Source organism: uncultured Cedecea sp. (assembly GCF_947498825.1).
Lineage (GTDB): Bacteria > Pseudomonadota > Gammaproteobacteria > Enterobacterales > Enterobacteriaceae > JGM124.
This window is the reverse complement of sequence record NZ_CANMLV010000001.1, coordinates 451,680-471,430: the sequence shown is the minus strand read 5'-3', so window position 1 is coordinate 471,430 and position 19,751 is coordinate 451,680. Positions and strand designations below refer to the sequence as shown.

Annotated in this window: 14 protein-coding genes; 10 read left to right on the top strand and 4 right to left on the bottom strand. The window is 46.5% G+C overall.

Annotation, left to right across the window (positions count from 1 at the left end; translation table 11 throughout):
- Nucleotides 1-293: 293 nt before the first annotated feature.
- The 3 genes from Q1A40_RS02295 to Q1A40_RS02285 all read right to left on the bottom strand — a co-directional run bounded on the left by Q1A40_RS02295 (nt 294) and on the right by Q1A40_RS02285 (nt 5,149).
- On the bottom strand, nt 294-1,541 hold the full coding sequence (locus Q1A40_RS02295) for an alginate lyase family protein (protein WP_299997229.1): 1,248 nt from the start codon (nt 1,539-1,541) through the stop codon (nt 294-296).
- Nucleotides 1,542-1,883: 342 nt separating this feature from the next.
- Complete coding sequence (locus tag Q1A40_RS02290) at nt 1,884-3,905, bottom strand: heparinase II/III family protein (RefSeq protein ID WP_299997226.1); 2,022 nt, start codon at nt 3,903-3,905, stop codon at nt 1,884-1,886.
- Entirely contained in the window at nt 3,905-5,149 is a 1,245-nt protein-coding gene (locus tag Q1A40_RS02285; protein ID WP_299997224.1) for an alginate lyase family protein, read from the bottom strand. The genes Q1A40_RS02290 and Q1A40_RS02285 overlap by 1 nt, the downstream gene beginning before the upstream one ends.
- A gap of 555 nt (nt 5,150-5,704) precedes the next feature.
- Between Q1A40_RS02285 and Q1A40_RS02280 the strand changes: the two genes are divergently transcribed.
- The 6 genes from Q1A40_RS02280 (at nt 5,705) to Q1A40_RS02255 (ending at nt 12,457) form a co-directional block, all read left to right on the top strand.
- Nucleotides 5,705-6,994: a sugar ABC transporter substrate-binding protein gene (locus Q1A40_RS02280; protein WP_299997222.1), complete on the top strand. Its 1,290-nt coding sequence runs from the start codon at nt 5,705-5,707 to the stop codon at nt 6,992-6,994.
- An 11-nt stretch (nt 6,995-7,005) separates the two neighbouring features.
- The gene (locus Q1A40_RS02275; protein ID WP_299997220.1) at nt 7,006-7,947 is read left to right on the top strand and encodes a carbohydrate ABC transporter permease; all 942 of its coding nucleotides are present in this window, start codon (nt 7,006-7,008) and stop codon (nt 7,945-7,947) included.
- Between the two features lie 9 nt (nt 7,948-7,956).
- On the top strand, nt 7,957-8,796 hold the full coding sequence (locus tag Q1A40_RS02270) for a carbohydrate ABC transporter permease (protein ID WP_299997218.1): 840 nt from the start codon (nt 7,957-7,959) through the stop codon (nt 8,794-8,796).
- 9 nt (nt 8,797-8,805) lie between these two features.
- Complete coding sequence (locus Q1A40_RS02265) at nt 8,806-9,897, top strand: ABC transporter ATP-binding protein (protein WP_299997216.1); 1,092 nt, start codon at nt 8,806-8,808, stop codon at nt 9,895-9,897.
- Nucleotides 9,898-9,908: 11 nt separating this feature from the next.
- Nucleotides 9,909-11,057: an alginate lyase family protein gene (locus tag Q1A40_RS02260; protein ID WP_299997214.1), complete on the top strand. Its 1,149-nt coding sequence runs from the start codon at nt 9,909-9,911 to the stop codon at nt 11,055-11,057.
- Nucleotides 11,058-11,719: 662 nt separating this feature from the next.
- A complete protein-coding gene (locus tag Q1A40_RS02255) occupies nt 11,720-12,457 on the top strand; it encodes a carbonic anhydrase (protein WP_299997213.1) in 738 nt (245 codons plus the stop codon).
- A gap of 52 nt (nt 12,458-12,509) precedes the next feature.
- Here Q1A40_RS02255 and Q1A40_RS02250 read toward each other — a convergent pair whose 3' ends face one another.
- On the bottom strand, nt 12,510-14,822 hold the full coding sequence (locus Q1A40_RS02250) for a molybdopterin-dependent oxidoreductase (RefSeq protein WP_299997211.1): 2,313 nt from the start codon (nt 14,820-14,822) through the stop codon (nt 12,510-12,512).
- Between the two features lie 416 nt (nt 14,823-15,238).
- Between Q1A40_RS02250 and Q1A40_RS02245 the strand changes: the two genes are divergently transcribed.
- The 4 genes from Q1A40_RS02245 to Q1A40_RS02230 are packed head-to-tail and all read left to right on the top strand — an operon-like array spanning nt 15,239 to nt 19,747.
- Nucleotides 15,239-16,219, top strand: coding sequence for a sugar ABC transporter substrate-binding protein (locus tag Q1A40_RS02245; RefSeq protein WP_299997209.1), 981 nt, complete (start codon nt 15,239-15,241; stop codon nt 16,217-16,219).
- Between the two features lie 32 nt (nt 16,220-16,251).
- Nucleotides 16,252-17,757, top strand: coding sequence for a sugar ABC transporter ATP-binding protein (locus Q1A40_RS02240; RefSeq protein ID WP_299997881.1), 1,506 nt, complete (start codon nt 16,252-16,254; stop codon nt 17,755-17,757).
- Complete coding sequence (locus Q1A40_RS02235) at nt 17,754-18,740, top strand: ABC transporter permease (RefSeq protein WP_299997207.1); 987 nt, start codon at nt 17,754-17,756, stop codon at nt 18,738-18,740. The genes Q1A40_RS02240 and Q1A40_RS02235 overlap by 4 nt, the downstream gene beginning before the upstream one ends.
- Nucleotides 18,737-19,747: an ABC transporter permease gene (locus Q1A40_RS02230; RefSeq protein ID WP_299997205.1), complete on the top strand. Its 1,011-nt coding sequence runs from the start codon at nt 18,737-18,739 to the stop codon at nt 19,745-19,747. The genes Q1A40_RS02235 and Q1A40_RS02230 overlap by 4 nt, the downstream gene beginning before the upstream one ends.
- The last annotated feature ends 4 nt before the right edge of the window (nt 19,748-19,751 follow it).

Below are 19,751 nucleotides of genomic sequence, written 5' to 3'. Positions count from 1 at the left end.
TTGTCAGCCTATCGTCAGGTGACAGTAAATAATCGTAATCAAAGTGACTGATGGCCATTGGCGATATTACATTCAGTTATTAATACTATTTTTATTAGATCCTGTTAGCGGAAATAGATTGTGCTGATTCGTTTCGTCTTAAGACAAACGATGACTTTTTTATAAAAAAGGAAGAGGAAAGCTGCCTGGGACTAAGAGGGGTTTGACGGCGTATACGCCTCAAATTAGCGAAATATTATCTCGGCTATGCCCGTCGGGCATAGCGTTTATTGCGTATGGGTCGAGACTTGATGCTATTGGTGAGCACCTTTATCTTCTGGTTTTACCGGTAAGGGGGCGAGCAAAATAGTAATATCCTCAGGATATTTAGCCTGTAAATAGCGCGCCTTTTCGTTAAGCAGTGTGTCATCAGGCCATGTTTTTGCGGCTCTGGATAGACTTAGCAGGGCTTTTCTGTCGTCCATTTTATCCATGTCTTTCCATGGCCACGGCGTTTTACTGTCTATAAAGTTGGCGATATAGCGATAGCCGTTGTGGAGATTATGGTTATCGACGTTATGATTCCAGATATCAACGTAGATTTTTTCACCGAGTTCGGCTATCTGACTGTAGGCTTCCAGATTGAAATTACTGTAGTGCCACGAACGCGTTCTGGCAACTTCACGCATCTGTTTGCCTTCTGCATCAAAATGATTTGGAATTCGGCGATTCTGTGTGACATTCAGGCGTTTTTTAGCATCATCAGTCTTGCCACTGAATTGCGCAAAAGTGGCTGTCTGTAGATCATACCAGGTTCCGTGGTTATTTTTTCCGCTGTCTTCTTTCAGTCCATTCGGGCTGACCGTCATCCAGTAATATAATTCACCAAACCATTTTTTTAACGCATTGTATTCAATCTCAGTTATTGCACCTGATGAATGCAATAACTGAATAGCATCCACAACATTGACCAGCACACGAGTATCAATAATGCCTGTTCCACGTCCGGTATTCACGCCAGGTGTCGCCTGAGCATAGGCCATATTAGGATTCATACGCGTAGCAGGGTTAAGGAACCAAGTGCGAATTTGCTCTGCCGCTTTATCACTGTAGCGTTGATCCTTGGTAAAATACCAGGCAAGCGCGAGATTAGAGACATTATTACTCATTCTTACCAGGCGTTTTTTATCCGTGGCATCACTACTGGCGTCAGGATTGTTTTGCCCGTCTTTACGAATATAGGGCAGACCGTCTTTTTTGGTCGGATCTGGCCACCAGTAAGGTGGAAAGCTGTAATAGTCATGCTTATCGCCACTCGCCGCCACCAGTGTTTTATCCATCACTGAGAGCAAAGGCTGATTAAGCGCTGAGTTAGCTTTTTGAATTAAGGCATTTTCGGCTTTAAGGAAGCGAGGGTTACCGGCTTGAATTTGTTCAAGACTGAATGTTAAGTCATTATTATCAATGATGTAGGGTTTTGATTCTGCAGCATATAAGCCGCTCTGTGCTCCGGATAATATAAAGACAAGACCTAAAGCACTCCAGGGTGAGAATCGAGCCATGAGCAAAATACTCCGTTATCAAATATAAACACAATGGTGCTTATAGATACCTTACTGCGTTTCAATAAAGTGGATCAATGGCAATAAGGATCAAAAAGAAACGGCATTTCAAATTCATTTATGGGTACTTAATCGAATAGAAAACGGCGCGAGACGCCGTTAGAGACTGATGACAAAGCTAAAGTGATATCTAATTCTTAGCGCTTATTTACGAAAATAAACAGTAAAATCAATGAATTGATTTTCGGCTAATAACACAAAGAAGGAAAAACCACGTTTTTTCCTTCTTTGTCAGCAATCTGAAACGGCGCAAGGCGCCGTTATTAACAGACAGAGTAATATTTACAGCACCTTTAAGAGGGATGACTGCTTACTTTCCGGTAATGAATGTGGATCGTGAAAAATCACTATCTGTTGTGTATGCTCAGCCCGCCGTAAAGTCAAAGTGGTATGTTCAGGCCTATTCTGTATGTTCACCTCAGTGAGCGGAGTGGTACGGGTAAAGTCCCAGACGCAGGCAAACCAGGCTTGAGGCTGCCGATTGCGTAAAACGAGGTAGCTGAGGTCGGTTAGCGCTGGGTTATTTGGTGCATATCCTTGCCATAACTCCGTTTTTTCAGTACCAGCCAGCCAGAGTGCCAGAGTGCCCTGCGCATGAGAAAAATGACGTGGCTGACAATGCTGTAATGGAATAACAGTAGCGTCGCGCATAATCTGTAGTGGACCCGTCTCAGCAAATACTGCCGGTAAGCCACTTTGGTCGAGTGCTTTTGCTGATAAATGCAAAGTCCAGTCCAGTTGCTGATGATGTGGGTTATCAACAGTCGACAAATCTATTAAAACATCATCTATCCACAATAAACGACGACGAAAGCGAATATCACGCCAGGCATGAGCATCCCATTCGACGCGAGTATGGCTATTTAATGCTGGTGGTGTTTTACGCCAGTCTGCTTCACAGTCAAGCCAGTAGTAGTTATCTCCTTGATGCCAGTTGAGCACGACAGGATGTGTGGGCGGTTGGTTACTCTGATTAACGGTAATCGTGTTATGTGTGGCACTATTTTTGTAGTAGTCATAGTGCATTCGGGCACCATAGCCGGTGGTACCTAAGTCTGGTAGCAGTGGAAAACTGTCCTGCCAAATAAGTAGACTTAAGCGATCGTAATGATCGTGCTCTCCACCATAAGGACTGTGTTTAATCATAATCACTTCGTCCTTGCCAGGACGACGCCACATTGTCAGTCCTGCATCAGGCGCAAACAGGGATCCTGTCGGTAACAAGGGCTCGACAGGCGTCGGTAATGGCACATCGCGCCAGAGCAATGCTTCCAGGGTTTTTTTACCGTTATCAGTGAAGTTCAGTACTGCGGCATAGTGTGGGTTCTGCCAGATATGCCAGGCAAATTCGTAAATATCGTTATGATGTAACTGTTCTTGTCCGGCGATACAATCATTCAGGCGCGGGAACGTGCCACCTGGCAGCAGTAACCTCAGCGGGAAATTCAGCATCTTTTGGTACCATGGGCCATTCGTCAGGCTCCATGGACTGCCATACGCCATTTTTTCAAAAGCAAAAAATCCCTGGAGCGCATAGAAGTGGTAATGGACAGAACCTTCAAACCATAATCCTTCGTCTAATAAACCATTCTCAAGCTGCCAGCGCAGACCATAGATCTGGTTAACAGCTAAATCGAGCAGGGAGTCATCTTTAAGTATAAAGCCCAGAATTGCCAAGGCCGCATTGATCTTCACTTCATGATTATGAATTTGTGGGCTACGGTGGTGACTGAGAAAATCGGCCGCACTGCGCAGTAACCGGCTAGTGATAAATTGTTGCTGTTCAGTACTCAGGGTATCGACAATAAAATCGTAACCTAGTGCTAAATCAAGGATACAATTTGCCTCACACAGAGTTTGGGCATTCATCTTCCCGGGGCCATTATGGGGAATATTGCCGTGGACCTCGTAGTCGGGATAGAACTCGGCATAGCCGAGTAGTATCTCAGCGACTTTGTCAGCGTAACGAGACTCACCGGTTAACTGCCACAGCAAACCCATGTGATAGCAAGCGCTTGCGTTGTAGCCATTCATCACGCGCCACCATGCACTGTCATAAGGTTCGCCACTAAAGACTTCGCCATCAACAGGGCAACAATGACGGGTTGGTTCGTTTTTGTCCCAGACCAGTCGCACGCTATGCTGCGGGCAAAAATAGTACAGATTCCAGCTGGCAATGCCGCTTTGCGGAATATGCACTGGTGCATCAAGCAGCGGTGCATATTCCGTACTCAGCTGTTCAACAGTGCTGCTATGCACAGCACGAGAGGCAATTTTTGGCCATTGCCCGTTGAATTGCATCATTATTTTTTATCTCCGCCCGCAGACTGAACCGGTAGTGGTGCTATCAGAATGGTAATATCTTCCGGATACTTGGCTTGCAAATACTGAGCCTTAGCATTGAGTAAGGCATTATCTGGCCAGGCAAGCGCCGCTCTGGAAAGATTAAACAGGGCTTTTTTATCATCAGTTTTATCGAGATCTTTCCATGGCCACGGTGTTTCACTATCCACAAAACTGGCAATATAGGTATAACCCTTCAACAGATTGTGCTTATCAATTTCATGATTCCAGACATCAACCTTCGTTTTTTCACCTAGCTTCCCTAACTGGCTATAGGCTTCCAGATTAAAGTTACTGTAGTGCCATGGACGTGTCCGTTCCAGTTCACCCATCTGACGACCTTCAGTATCAAAATGACCCGGAATACGGCGAATCTGCGTGATATTTAAACGTTTTTTAGCCTCTTCAGTCTTGCCACTAAACAAGGCAAAAGTGGCTGCTTGCAGATCGTAATAAGTACCGTGGTTGTTATGCCAGTTATCTTCCTCAAAGCCATTATCGCTGGTGACCATCCAGTGATAAAAATCGCCAAACCAAAGCTGTAGTTGTTTATATTCACTGTCGCTGATTAAACCTGACGGGCGTAGTAACTCGATAGCATCAACCACCTGCACCAGTGCCCGGCTATCGATGATCCCAATACCGCGTCCGGTATTAATGCCGGGGATCGCCTGAGCATAAGCCAGATTTGGATTCATACGAGTCGCGGGGGCCAGAAACCAGGTGCGGATTTGTTCTACGGCCTTTTCAGCGTAGGCTTTATCTTGGGTAAAATACCAGGCCAGTGAGAGGTCATAGACATTATTGCTCATCTTCACCAGACGTTTTTTGTCGGTAGCATCGCTGTTGGCATCGGGATTCGTCTGACCATCTTTACGAATATAGGGCAGACCATCTTTTTTAGACGGGTCCGGCCACCAGTAAGGTGGAAAACTGTAGTAATCATGCTTATCGCCGCTCGCCGCCAGCAATGTTTTATCCATAACAGAGAGCAAAGGTTGCTTAAGTGCCAGATTAGCTTTTTTGATTAAAGCATTTTCTGCTTTAATAAACAGAGGATTACCTGCACGAATTTGTTCGAGACTTAAAGCTAAATCTTTATTATCAATAACATAGGGACCCGTCTCTGCTGCATATAATCCGATACTGGTTCCGGATAATACGAAAGCAAGACATAAAGCGCTGCGGTACGATAATCGAGCCATAAAAATAATCCTTAAGTATAAATATCGAACACAATAATATTCACGAATGATATATTTTTCGGTGTTTGTATAAATTTAAATAATAGTGGTCTTTATCAAAGGGAAACATTGTTTCAAATTTGATTGTGGGAGTTTAAAAGGCGTAAAGTTTTTTTTTGTGATGCTGATCTTGTTTGTCAATTTGACTAAAAAACACCCGAATAATTGTGTCTTGGATCACGTAATTTACCATTTTAAAGAAAACAACCTAATTCACAGGTAATTGTGAAATATTTTAAGTAATTGATTTAATTTGTATTTTAATTTTTAATATTTTTTTTAAAGTTTTTTGTAGTGATATGGGTCAAGTTTTTTCATTTTAAAATACAATTTCTTTTTTGTTTTATTGCATTGCCACTTTCCTTTCTATTAAATAATTCAATGCGCTGAAATACTTTTAATGTAATAAGTGAATTAATAAGAAAGTTTTTTATTTTTCTTATTAATTGCCGGGGGATATATCAACTGGCAGCATCTTTATTTATCTTACGACCCTACAATAAAGGATATGGAACCATGTCTACGAATCAATTACGTTCACTGTTACTCATTTCGACCTTGGGGCTGGGGATCGGGCAAAGTTTTGCCGCTTCCACGCTAAATGTCTGGATCCGCGCCAGTAACGATTCTAAAAATATTTACCAGCAAGAAGCAGAAGCTTTTGAGAAAAAAACCGGTATAAAAATCGAATATTTCAATGCTACGACTGATTTTGAACAGCGACTGGCGCGTGCTGCGGCCGGTAATGCCTTACCCGACCTTATCTTCAATGATGCCGCTTCGCTGGGTCAGTTTATTCAGCTCGGTATCGTTGATGAGATAGATCCAAAAACTATCGCGGGTGGCGATAACCTTTATTCTACCGCCTGGGACAGTACGCGTTATATCGACGGTAAATATTATGGTGTACCAACCTCGGCGCAAACCTTTGCTTTGTTTGTGCGTAAAGACTGGCGTGAAAAACTAGGTTATCCGCAACCGAAAACTTGGGAAGACGTCATGAAACTGGCTCATGCTTTCACCCAAGAGGATCCTGACGGTAACGGAAAAAATGATACTTACGGGTTTAATATTCCAGGTTCAACCACTCGCGGCTATACCAGTTGGTTTTTAACCCCATTTATCTGGCAGGCTGGTGGAGATTATGTCTCTGAGAAAGACGGTAAATTTACCGCCACGCTTAATACACCAGAAGTCGCAGAAGCGATTAATTTCATGCGTACCATGATCTGCGAAAAAGTCGCTCAGCCTGGTGCGATAAATGCTACCACTGCTGATGTCATTCCATCCTTCCGTTCCGGACAAGTCGGGATGTTCTTCACTGGGCCTTACCATATTGCGGTATTTGATAGAGACCCAGGTAAAGAACAGTACGAAGTTGTCACTCTCGAAGGCCCGAAAAATTCAGCCACGCTGGCGGAAGGAACAACTGTATTCCTGATGAAGAGCAGCAAACAGAAAGAAGAAGCGCGCAAATTTATCGAATTTATGATTTCGAAAGAAGGTCAGGAAATCGGTATGGGTAAAGGTTCGAAAAATATTCCGGTAGTTCGCCTGGCTGTCAATAAAGATGTCGATGTAAAAGAAGTCTATCAGGATGACCGTTGGGCTACTTTTGCCAGCCTGTATAACCACCAAGGCCGCTATGTTCCGCAAATTCCAAACTGGACTCCTGTGCGTCAGATAACCGCCGAAGGCTTTAATCGTATTCTCGCTAACTGCGATGGCAATATTGCGCAGGAACTCGATGCGCTCAATATAAAAGTGAATAGCGAGCTGGAAAAGCAAGACGTGCTGGCTAAATGAGGCAAAGAGGCATGAGTATGCATGAAACAAAATCGACTCCGACCCCCAGAGGCTTATCTTCCGGCATAACGGGTTGGCTGACGCCGAAACGTAAACGCGCGCTGATCCCGTGGCTGTTTCTGATGCCAGCTCTGATTATCTTTAGTTGGTTCAAATTCATCCCCATGATTCAGGGGCTGGTTATGAGCTTCTATAAGGTGAATTTTAATCAGCCCGATGAGTGGGTCGGGTTTGAAAACTTTGCCCGTGCTTTTGCCGATCAGGCACTGCATGCCGCGGTATGGAATACCTTACTCTATGTAGTCGTCACTATGGTTGTTGCCGCATTCTGTGCTTTCTTTCTGGCAATGTTGTTGGAAGGCCCGGCACGTCATTTACGTTTTATCCGTACCGCTATCTTTTTACCGGCAGTAACCAGTGCGGCAATCGTCGCAGAAATGTGGCGAATTCTGTTTAATCCAACACCAAATGGTGTCGTTAATCAGTTCTTAAGTTGGTTTGGAATAGAAGATCAGGGCTTTCTTGCCAGTACTGATCAGGCGATATGGATAATCATGCTGTTGCATATCTGGAAAGCTATCCCCTATGACATGGTGATATTTATCGCCGGACTGGCAGGTATTAGTCGGGATCTTTATGACGCTGCAAATGTGGATGGTGCCAGTTGGTGGAATCGTCTGCTCTACGTGACGTTGCCTGGCATGATCCCTGCGCTGTCGGTGGTCTTAATGCTTTCCTTTATTCGCGGTTTTCGAGTCTTCGCTGAAGTGTACGCCACCACTGGCGGGGGACCCTCTAACTCGACTGAGATGATAATGACCCATATCTATAAGCTCGGTTTTGAACAGTTCGATTATGGCTACGCTTCTGCGGTGTCGTTCTTGCTGTTCAGCTTTACGGTGATTTTAACCATTTGTCATCTGACGCTGAAAAAGCGTATCGCACGTTACTAAGGAGCTGAAATGTTAGGTAAACGTTGGGATATAGCAGGGCGCTGGTGCATCTATGCAGTACTGCTGTTTGTTTTTGTCGGGCCGTTTTGGGGAATTGTTGCGACGGCCTTCAGTGGCGCGCCGGTTAAACCGGGTGAACTGCTCGCCTGGCCGAATGAGTTTTCTTTGGAAAATTTTATCTTCGCCTGGCAGGACATTGGTGTCTGGCGCTATCTGCTGAACTCGATGGTGGTAGTATTCTTCGGCACTATTTTGCAGGTTTCAGTCAGTGCCCTTGCAGCCTATGCACTGGCACGAAAGAAATTCCGTGGTGTTGCAGTGGTGAGTCTGGTGATTTTATCCACCATGATATTACCGGAAGAAGTTATCGCTATTCCGCTTTATATGATTATCAACTGGCGTCTGCCATTGCTTGATGTCTCTATCTATAACAGCTATCTCGGCATGATATTGCCGATTGTCGGTTGGGCTTTTTCCATCTTTGTATTAAGTGAATTTATGGCAGCCATCCCCAAAGAGTTGGAAGAGGCTGCGCGTATTGATGGTTGTAACGAATGGCAGATTTTCTTCCACGTTATTTTACCGCTGGTGAAACCGGCGCTGGGTACTGTTGTGACCTTCGGATTCATCATGATTTGGGATCAGTATCTGTTGCCGCTCATTGTTGTTAATCAGGATAGTCTCAACACGATCCCGGTGATTTTAGGTACGTTACGTACAGATGAGAGCATTACACCGAATATTTTTATTGCGATTACTCTGCTGGCGATGCTGCCAAGCATCATCGTATACCTGGGGCTGCAAAAACATTTCAATCGCGGAATTATGTCCGGCGCGGTTAAAGGATAAGGGGGCATTATGGGATCTGTTGTACTGAACGGTGTGCGTAAATCATATGGTGATGCACAGGTGATTAAAGGCGTTTCATTGACCATTCCTGATGGCGAGTTTTGTGTCCTGGTCGGCCCCAGTGGTTGTGGCAAGTCAACATTACTACGCATGATTGCCGGGCTTGAAGAAATTACGGGGGGAGAGGTACATATCAATGATAAAAATGTCACTGATGTTGAACCTAAACTGCGTGATATTGCGATGGTTTTTCAGAGCTATGCGCTCTACCCGCAAATGACGGTCCGTGAAAATATGGGTTTTGCTTTAAAAATGGCGAAAGTACCAAAGACAGAAATTAATAAAAAAGTCACTGATGCCGCCTCTTTACTGGGACTAGAGCCGTTACTTGAAAGATTGCCAAAAGATCTTTCCGGTGGTCAGCGACAGCGCGTTGCGATGGGACGAGCAATTGTTCGCCAGCCGCAGGTTTTTTTATTTGATGAACCTTTATCGAATCTCGATGCTAAGTTACGTACTCAGGTTCGTGGTGAGATCCGCGAACTGCATCGTCGTTTGAAAACTACCTCAGTTTATGTCACCCATGACCAAATTGAAGCCATGACGATGGGCCAGATGATTGTGGTTTTACGTGATGGGTATATCGAACAGGCCGGGACTCCGCTGGAACTGTATGACAAACCAGCGAATCTGTTTGTTGCTGGTTTTATCGGTTCCCCAGAAATTAACCAGCTCCACGGTGAAGTCCGACTTGAAGGCGTTCAGGCACACTTGCGTTTGAAAGATGGCTCATTACTGGCACTCCCGCAGGGTCTGGATGTGACTCATGGGCAACAGGTGGTTTATGCCATTCGTCCTGAGCAAGTTAACGTGGTTTATGAAGCTCGTGAAGATACTCTGGCCGCGACGATTACCGCTATCGAAAATACGGGTTCTGATATGCAGTTGTTCTGTAACACGGGAGGCGGAGCCTTTACCTCGGTCTTTAAACAGCGTCTTGAGGTTCGGGAAGGTGAAACCATTTGGTTGCAACCTAAGCTTTCAGGTATCCATGTTTTTAATGCCGATAATGGCATTCGCATCAGAAAAGCAGGGGAATAAACACGGTGGCTATGAAGCTGTACACACTTGATGAAAATTGTCTCGAGAATGCGCGAGCGAGCCTGAAGCAGCCATTTTCGCCGCTAAAGTTAGCCCTAAGCCAGCTTATTGAAGAAGCCAATTCTCTGTTACAAGCTGCACCCGAAACAGTCATTGAGAAAAAACTCAGGCCAGTGAGTGGCTGCGCCAATGATTATTACAGTCTGGGGACTTACTGGTGGCCTAATCCTCGTCGACCTAATGGATTGCCTTATATTCGCCGGGACGGACATACCAATCCACAATGTGAAAATAATGATACTGATACGACCCGTATCATTCGCATGTGCGAACGTTGTCTGACTCTGGGACTCGCCGGGTATTTTACCGGACAGCGAAAATATGCCGAAGCCGCCGCGGAGCAAATTCGTTGCTGGTTCTTAAATACTGAAACCCGTATGAATCCCCACTTAAATTATGGTCAGGCGATTCCGGGGGTTGTTTCTGGGCGTGGAACCGGATTAATAGATACCCGACTACTGTGGATGGTGATTGATACTATTGGCCTTATCAGTGCTGAAGGCGTTCTGGACACGGATGATATTATTGGTTTACACCAGTGGTTCCGCGATTTTAACCACTGGATGTATTACAGCGATATCGGACATTCGGAGTATGTCTGGCACAACAACCATGGTACCTGGTATGACGCGCAGCGGGCGGTCAATGCGTTATTTTACGGTGACAGAGGTTTAGTGGCTCGAATCATCGAGCAAGGTATCACTCAGCGTATGGCAGCGCAAATTGACCAGGATGGTAAACAGACCATGGAGCTGGAACGGACTATTCCGTTCCACTATTCACTGTTTAATCTTGAAGCGCATCTGTTGCTCAACCGTTATGCCGAGCATATTGATTTTGATCGCTGGAATACCATTCGTGACGGACGAGGTGTAAAGCTGGGTATAGATTACCTGGTGCCCTTTATCTGCGAACCCGATCTCTGGCCGTACAGTGATTTACAGGGAATTATCTGGGACAGTGCGTTACGGGTTATGTTGCAATCCGTTCGCGGTTATCCTAAGCATGCGGAGAACTATCGTAGTGTACTGGCACTGTTTCCAAGAAATACACAAAGTCTTAAAGAACTGTTGATGTGGTGTCCGTCGACGCGAAATTAAAACGGTACAGATACGATCGAGGTATGACCTCGACCGTATCTGTATATTCATTTACTGGCAAATCGGGCAGAAGCATCCAGCATGGGATAGAGTAAGAACACCTGTCGAGGCCGCCAGAGTGATTTTTTCCGGTCAATGGCGAGTTTATCAGTATGTTTATAGATTGTATTTGATGCTTTTTAAACGTCGTTTTGAATAAACCTCCACTACCAGTTTAGCAATTCCCCTTTTCAGTATCATATTTTCTCTTTCCGATTAATGGCGGTTGGTTTATTTCTTTTTAAATTCAAAATGAAATTAATAAGGTGTAATTGCTGCTCTTTGAGGAGGGATTAAATTCAGTTTGCTCCAGTTAATTTTCATAAGTTGGTTTTATAGTTTTCAGAATATAATGTATCACAATGATAACATTAAATTTATTTATGGTTTTTTTTGAGTTAATAATGATGTTTATTTCCTGAAATAAATATTTGTTGCTATTTTTATAAAAATGTATAGAACAGAGAAATAATTTATGTTAGCTTGAAATCAATTCAACTTTATAAACAAAAGCTGATTTATTTATTAAGGCGTCATAGGGCAAGGGAATGCCATTGTAGCTAATGCAAACCATATATTGCCTGATTATCCAATCCCTAAATAACGTAATTAAAGGTGAGAATATGAGTAAATCTGCATTGTCACGCCGTTCATTATTAAAACGTTCCGCAGGATTATCAGCATTAGCGGTGATGGGTGTCAGTGGTGTGACTTTACCCTCCATTGGTTTTGCTTCTACGTTGACGAAAGAGCAACGTGACAACATGACACCAGATGAAATAATCAAAAACTTTAAAGAAGGTAATATAAGATTCCGCGAAGGGAAAATGGTTCAGCATGATTATGTTGCCCAAAAGCTGGACAGCAAAACAGGTCAGTATCCGGCCGCGGTTATTTTAAGTTGTATTGACTCCAGAGCCCCGGCTGAGATTATATTCGACTCAGGTATTGCGGAGATATTTAATACTCGTATTGCCGGAAATATTCAAAACGACGACATACTGGGAAGTATGGAGTTTGCCTGTGCCGTTGCCGGAGCCAAAGTTGTTCTGGTGATGGGGCATACTGCTTGCGGTGCCGTAAGAGGCGCGATTGATAATGCTGAATTAGGTAATCTGACTGGATTGCTGGAAAAAATTAAACCGGCTATTGCTGAAACCGTTTATCAAGGTGAGCGTTCAGGCAATAATGATGATTTTGTTGATGCAGTTGCAAAAACAAATGTCCAGTTGACCATTGATAATATCAGGAAAAGTAGTCCGGTATTAAAACAACTGGAGGATGACAATAAAATAAAGATTGTCGGAAGTATGTATCATTTGCATAACGGGGTGGTTGATTTTTTTGATACGGTTAAATAAAGAAATTACGCACCCGTTAATATAACGGGTGCGGTTTAGCCTGCGATAGACGCTATTTAATCACCACAAATTCCGGCGGATTAAAGGCGGTAATCGGCGGTAATTCTTCATGCCATAGTTCTATCTCGACCCGGCAACTTTGTGCGCTACAACCCTGGCCCAGACGCGAACTTCCTTGATCTTCAGTTAATACATTAGGGTTACCGTGCTTATCCAGAGATCCTGGCGTTGCGGGATCTAATGGGTCATACCAGGCGCCCGTAGATATTTGCACGACACCGGGAATAATCTGTGAACTAATATGAACTCCAGCGAGAATAGCTCCTCGTTGGTTAAATACCCGTACCACATCCCCTTCATTGACGCCCCTGAGTTCGGCATCTTGTGGATTCATCCACAGCGGCTCACGTCCCTTTATCTTGGTCTGGCGACTGATAGTGCCGTGATCGTACTGGCTATGCAGTCGGGTCCGTGGCTGGCTGGATAACAGATGCAGCGGCCAATTTTGTGCCTGCTGTGCTTGAAAACGGGCTTCTTCCTCGTCCCAGAAAGGGTAACCCGGGCATTCGCGGTAACCAAAACTTGCCACCGTTTCAGAATAGAGTTCAATCTTGCCCGAGGGGGTTGAGAGAGGGAAATCCGCAGGTGAGGCACGGAAGTCAGACAGGAAAATCTGCGGTTTTTGTGGCGCGGCGTACTCCAGTTTACCGAGTTCCCAGAAATCGTCAAAAGCAGGAAGTGTAATACCATCCTGCTCTGCGCGATCCCGGGAGGCTTCATAGAGTGTCGGCAACCATTCTTCAGCGCTGCGGCCTTCGCTGAACTGCTCACCAAAACCCAGGGCTTCAGCCAAGTCTGAGAAAATCCTGTAGTCATCACGGGCTTCTGCCACTGCAGGAATTTGCTGACGCATGGCTATCATAAATCCGTCATGGGCGGCGCTGCCGATGTCATTGCGCTCCAGTGAAGTCGTAACGGGAAGCACGATGTCAGAAAATTTTGCCTGTGCGGTCCAGTATTGTTCATGAACAACCACGGTTTCCGGGCGACGCCAGGCTTCAACCAGGCGGTTAAGATCCTGATGATGATGGAACGCATTGCCTCCGGCCCAGTAAACCAGGCGAATATCCGGGTAATTGAGATGCTGGCCATCAAACTCATACTCTTTACCCGGATGCAGCAACATATCGGACAAACGGGCAACAGGAATAACGCTGTTTACCTTATTTTTCCCGGCCGGCAAGCGTGGGCCCGAAAATGAGACCCGACCAGCACCGGCGAGATTAGTACAGGCATAACCGAATGCCAGACCACCGCCGGGTGTACCTATTTGCCCAAGCAGGGCTGTCAGGGCGACGGTAGCCCAGTAGGCTTGTTCCCCCTGACGAGCGCGTTGAATCGACCAGGAAATATTGACCATACTGCGTTTTTCCGAAAGCGTACGTGCCAAGTCGATAATGACTTGTTCATCAAGCCCTGTGATACCCGCAGCCCAGCGGGCTGTTTTCGCCTTACCGTCAGTCTCGCCCAGCAGGTAAGCGCGGAAGGGAGTAAAGCCGACAGTATGGCTATCAACAAAGGCCTGATCGTGACGCGATTCGCTAATCAGGGTATGGCACAAGGCAAGCAGTAATGCGGTATCCGTGCCGGGTTTAACGGCAAGCCACTGGGCGTCAGGCACTGCGCTGAGATCGTTTTTGACCGGGCTAATATTAATAAACTTTACACCTTTCTGCTGGAGACGTTCCAGCCAGTGTTTCAGCATATGGTCATTGGCACCGCCGCCATTTACCTGGGCATTGCGTATCGGCAGGCCACCAATAGCCACAAACACTTCACAATGTTCTTCCAGCACAGACCAGTGGGTATGCTGGTGGTGTAACGGACTCAGAGGGCCGAGAATATGTGGCAGTATACGCTCACCTGCAGCACTGCTGTATGTGTTGGTACTGGCGGTATAACCGCCAAAACCTTTCAGAAAACGGTGTAACTGGCTTTGAGCATGATGAAAGCGTCCGGCACTGGCCCAGCCATAAGAACCGCCAAAAATAGCCTCATTACCACAGCGGTTCTGAACCGAACGCATTTCTTGCGCGACCAGGGCAATGGCTTGTTCCCAGCTCACCTCAACAAAGGGCTCTTTACCGCGCCCATCGCGTGAAGCCGGACCACCGGTTAAATATCCTAAACGGACCGCCGGGCGACGAATGCGAGAATTACCGGTTACCGACTCGGTAAGCGACTGACCAATCAGCGAAGGATTTTTATCCCAGCCAACCGGTGAAATTGAAGAGATGCGTTCACCCTCAGTGGTTACCTGATAGGTTCCCCAGTGCATTACCGCCAACTGATGTTCCGTTTTCATGCTGATACTCTGATTTGTAATACTGAAGGCACATCATAATCATGGCGTGTTGAAAAGATAGCGTAAATTTAACCGTGAAATATGACGTCAAAAAGAGAATATTTTAGAGAATGATTTTGCATTTATCTTTAAAGATGGTTTTTATTGTGGCCTGATTAATATTTTTTCGGGCGTTAATATTATTTTTCAGTAATGAGATATCTTTCAAAAAAAACAGCATAACCATTTTCTTTAAATGGATATTTGTTCTTGTAACCTGTTTTATCAGGATTTTTTTATGTCATAACTGTTAATTCTCTGGTGACTTAGTGATATGACTATGTGAATATAAGTTATAATTATTTTTTATTTGGGCCTGCCCGTTGTTGTTGTCATTGTGTGTTTCAACCCGTGACGAATATAGGATAACTATCAGAATGAAGTTCAAGAATACGCTATTAGCTGCGGCAGTGGGTCTGCTGTCTGTGACGTCAGCCAGTACTTTTGCAGCTGATGCTTTGTCCCTGCAAGGAAAGACCGTTGGTGTTGCTGTAGTGGGGACTCAGCACTTCTGGGATCGTGAAGCTTTTAAAGGTGCCACTGCAGAAGTTGAAAAACTGGGGGGCAAAGTTGTCGCCGTTGATGGTGGTCGTGATAATCAGGTTCACGCTAATAATCACGATATTTTATTATCACGCAAAGTCGATGCTGTTATCAGTATTCTCGGTGATAGTGCCGTTGAGCCAAAATTCAAAGCCTTGCGTGAAGCGGGTATTCCGGTCTTTACTGTTGACCATGTTTCACCTGAATCTGTGAATAACACCACCTCTGATAATTATACCTTGGGTTCAACGATTGGCCGAAATATGGCTGATGCCTTGGGCGGGAAGGGCAATGTCGCTGTTTTTAATGCCTTCTCCAGCGCATTACGTATTTGTGGCATCCGTTATGATCAGTGGAAATATGTTCTGAATGATTACCCGAATATTAAAATCATTCAGCCAGAGCTGGCAGAACAATTTGCTAACTCGCCGGAAGATGCCCGTAAGAAAACCCTGGAACTGTTAAGCCAGTATCCTAAAGGCAAACTGGATGCTATCCACGTAGCGTGCTGGGATCAGCCAGCCATCGGTATTGTTCAGGCCCTGGAAGAAACGGGACGCGACAAAGATGTTAAAGTTACCGCTATTGATGCCGGTCCGGAAACCTTGGAAATCATGGCAGAGCAAGACAGTCCGTTTGTGGCTAACGTCGCACAGCAGCCAGCCCTGATTGGTAAAACCTCTGCTGAAAATGTCGCGCGTTACTTTGCCGGGGAAAAACTGCCGGTTCAAACCTTTATTCCGGTTGTCCCTGTGAATGGCCCGGAAGAAGCGAAAGCGGTACATGAAAAACTGGGTTATGGTGAATTGAAGTAGTGAATAGCGAAAATACGCAACGCGGTCTGGTTATGGACCGCATTAGTAAACGTTTCGCAAACGTGGCCGCACTCAACGCGGTCACGTTGACGATTAAGCCGGGAGAAATTCACGGCCTGATTGGCGAAAATGGGGCAGGCAAGTCAACACTGATTAAAATCCTCGCCGGGGTGTACCAGGCAGATGGCGGGAGTGCTACGCTTGATGGCGAGCCACTCCCTCTCGGTAAACCTGCGGCGATTGAAGCCATGGGCATTCGGGTTATCCACCAGGAACTCAATCTTATTCCTCATTTTACCGTCGCTGAGTCGGTGTTTCTGGGACAAGAATCAGTGCATCAGGCGGGTCTGCTAAACCGCAAACAAATGCGTGAAATAACACGCAAGTTTTTCCAGGATACCTGGCAAATCTCCCTCGATCCGGACAGCCTTATCAGTCAGTTAAGCTTAGCTGAGCGTAAGCTGGTACAAATTGCTCGCGCGCTGATTGATGGTGCCGCGAAGCTGGTGGTGTTTGATGAGCCCACCGCTCCCCTTGAAGTCCATGAAGCCAGTCTGGTTTCTGACGCCATATTGCGTTTAAAACAGCAAGGCATTGCTATCCTCTATATTTCCCACTATCTCAATGAGATTGCCTTGCTCTGTGATGCGGGAACGGTACTGCGTAACGGTGAAGTCGTCGGTTATCCTGACCGTGCGTTATTGCAGGATACAGATGCCTTGATTCGCATGATGGTCGGTCGTGAGATAGAGCAGCTCTATGCTGTTCGTGATAAGCGTCATGATGTTGCCCCCACTGACCACCCACTATTAGCCGTTCAGTCTCTGAGCGATGGCCAGCAGTTAAAAAATATAAGCTTTGTTATTCAGCGCGGTGAAATCGTCGGTGTCGCAGGATTATTAGGCGCCGGTCGCGATGTGCTTATCGACGCACTTTATGGCCTGCATAAAGCGAAAAGCGGTGAGATAGCTATCGACGGCAAAGTTTGCCGCATACGGACCCCCCGCCAGGCGATTCGCGCAGGAATGGCACTGGTGCCACGGGACAGACGTCATCAGGGGCTGGTGCTTCCTTTTTCTGCTGCCGACAATATTAACCTTGCCTCAATGAGCGACAATGCCACGCTGGGCTGGGAACATCGCGGTAAAGCGCTACAGAAAGCCCGCGACTGGATTGAACGTTTAAGTATCCGCCCTGGTTCACCCATGATACCGGTTCGCCATATGAGTGGCGGGAATCAGCAGAAAGTGATTCTGGCGCGCTGGCTGGGGACGGATGCCCGGCTGTTTATTCTGGATGAGCCAACACTTGGCGTGGATATTGGTGCTCGCAGTGATATCTATCAACGTACGCGCCAGCTGGCAGAGCAGGGGCGATCGGTACTGGTCTCGTCAAGTGACGCCAGTGAGCTGCTCGGCTTATGCGATCGCATTCTGGTGATGTGGCGCGGTGCCTTAGTCGCTGATTTATCTACCACCGGACTGACGCTTGATATGTTACTGGCAACGATTAACGGTGGGCAGGAACAACCACAATGAGTACTGAAACCCAAAAACTTAGCTCGCGTTCTTTGCGCGGGCTATTTGAAAAAATTCCCTTACTGCTGTTTGCTTTACTGCTTATCTGGCTCAGTGTCCAGTCGCCTTACTTCTTAAGCTGGGAAAATATCAGCCGTATGCTGGTACAAAGTGTCCCGCTGGCAATTTTAAGCTTTGGCCTGGTGTACGTGATTGCTGCTGGTGGTGATGATGTGGTCTCTGGCGGTATCGACCTCTCTTTACCTGCCATCGCAGTATTGGGCGTTGCGCTGCTGAGCCTGGGTATGATGGAGTGGATGATCCCCTGGCCGCTGATGTTAGCGGGTCTGATAATCGCTTGCCTGGTGTGCGGTGGTATTAACGCCTTGTTGGTGCTTGCCGCCGGACTGCCGCCATTGCTGGCAACACTGTCCACCTCCGTGGCTTTTACAGGGGTAACCAACTTGATCACCGGCCAACGCCGCATTAGCGTTGACGATCCGTTGATGATGAGCTTCCGTGATGGCAGTGCGTTTGGCGTGCCCTATGCCCTTATCTATCTGGTGGTGGTTTTTGTTGGCTTCCAGGTTCTGTTACACCACAGCCGTTTTGGCCAGCATTTACAGGCAGTAGGGGGCGGTAAAGATATGGCCCAGATGTCGGGCTTAAATGTCCGCCGTCTGATCCTTGCTTCATGGTTTATCGCCGCCATCGCTGCTGCACTTGCCGTGTTTCCGTTATTGGCTCAAGGATCCGGCAGCTCAAGTGGAACTGCGACACCACTGCTGATGGAGATGGTGCTCGCGACCTTTCTCGGTGGAGCATTTTCACGTCGCCGGGTGGTGACGATTTGGGGGGCATTATTGGGCGCAATACTGGTCAATGCCTTGTCAAACGGTCTGGGCCTGTTAGGTGTGAATATTTTCTGGATGGGTGCCATCAAAGGGGTACTGATCCTGGTAGTGCTCGCCGCTTCGGCATTGCAGCATAGAGGAAAGTCATGATGAAGTTATCTCCTGCAATGTCACCTGCATCTGCTTCAGATAAACGGGGTAGTAATCTACGTGCATGGTTATCGTGTCTGTGCTTTGCCTTGGTCACGCTGGCATTTATTCTGCTGTTTAGCTGGTCCAACCCAGTCTTTTTGACGCTGGGCAACTGGAGCAACTTACTACAGGGCAGCGCTATTTTACTGATTGTTGCCCTGGCGATGACACTGATTGTCAGTGCCGGTGCGATTGATTTGTCCGTCGGTGTCGCGATTGATTTTGGTGCCATGATGGCCTTAATCGCCTTGAAAACCTGGCATCTTCCCTGGGAAATGGCGGTGATGTGTGCCTTACTGGGAGGAATGACCATTGGGTTGGTCAATGCCTTTTTAATCATCGTATGCCGTATTAAACCCTTCCTTGCAACACTGGGAACATGGTTTATCGCCAGCAGTGTAGAACGCATCTATACCGATGGTGGTGGTGCGATTGCCATGCGGCGCATGGCACCGGAATACCATAACCTGGCCGTCGGTGATGTGCTGGGTATTCCTGTTCCGGTGATTATTGTGCTGGTGATATGGCTGGCTGCGTGGTTATTAACTGAGCGCACACTGTTTGGTAAACAAGTTCGTGCAGTCGGACAAAACAGTGAAGCATCTCGTATCGCGGGTATTGCCGATAAGCGTACGCTGTTTTGGGTGCTAGTGATTGCTTCTACCCTGTGCGCGGTAGGTGGGATCATTTTGTCTGCTAACTTGCGACAGTTTACGCCACTGGCCGGGCAGTCCTATTTGATGGACTCTATTGCTGCGGTGTTTATTGGAACCGCTTTTAACCGTCAGGGGCGTGCCAGCATGAGTGGCACCCTTGGCGGTGTATTATTCCTGGCAATTGTGAATAACGGACTCAACCTAATGGGCCTTAACTATCTGGTTAAAGATGCTCTGGTAGGGATTATTTTAGTCGTGGCGCTGGCAGTCTCGTTCTGGCAAGCCCGCCTGCGTCAGCAACATGTTTGAGGTC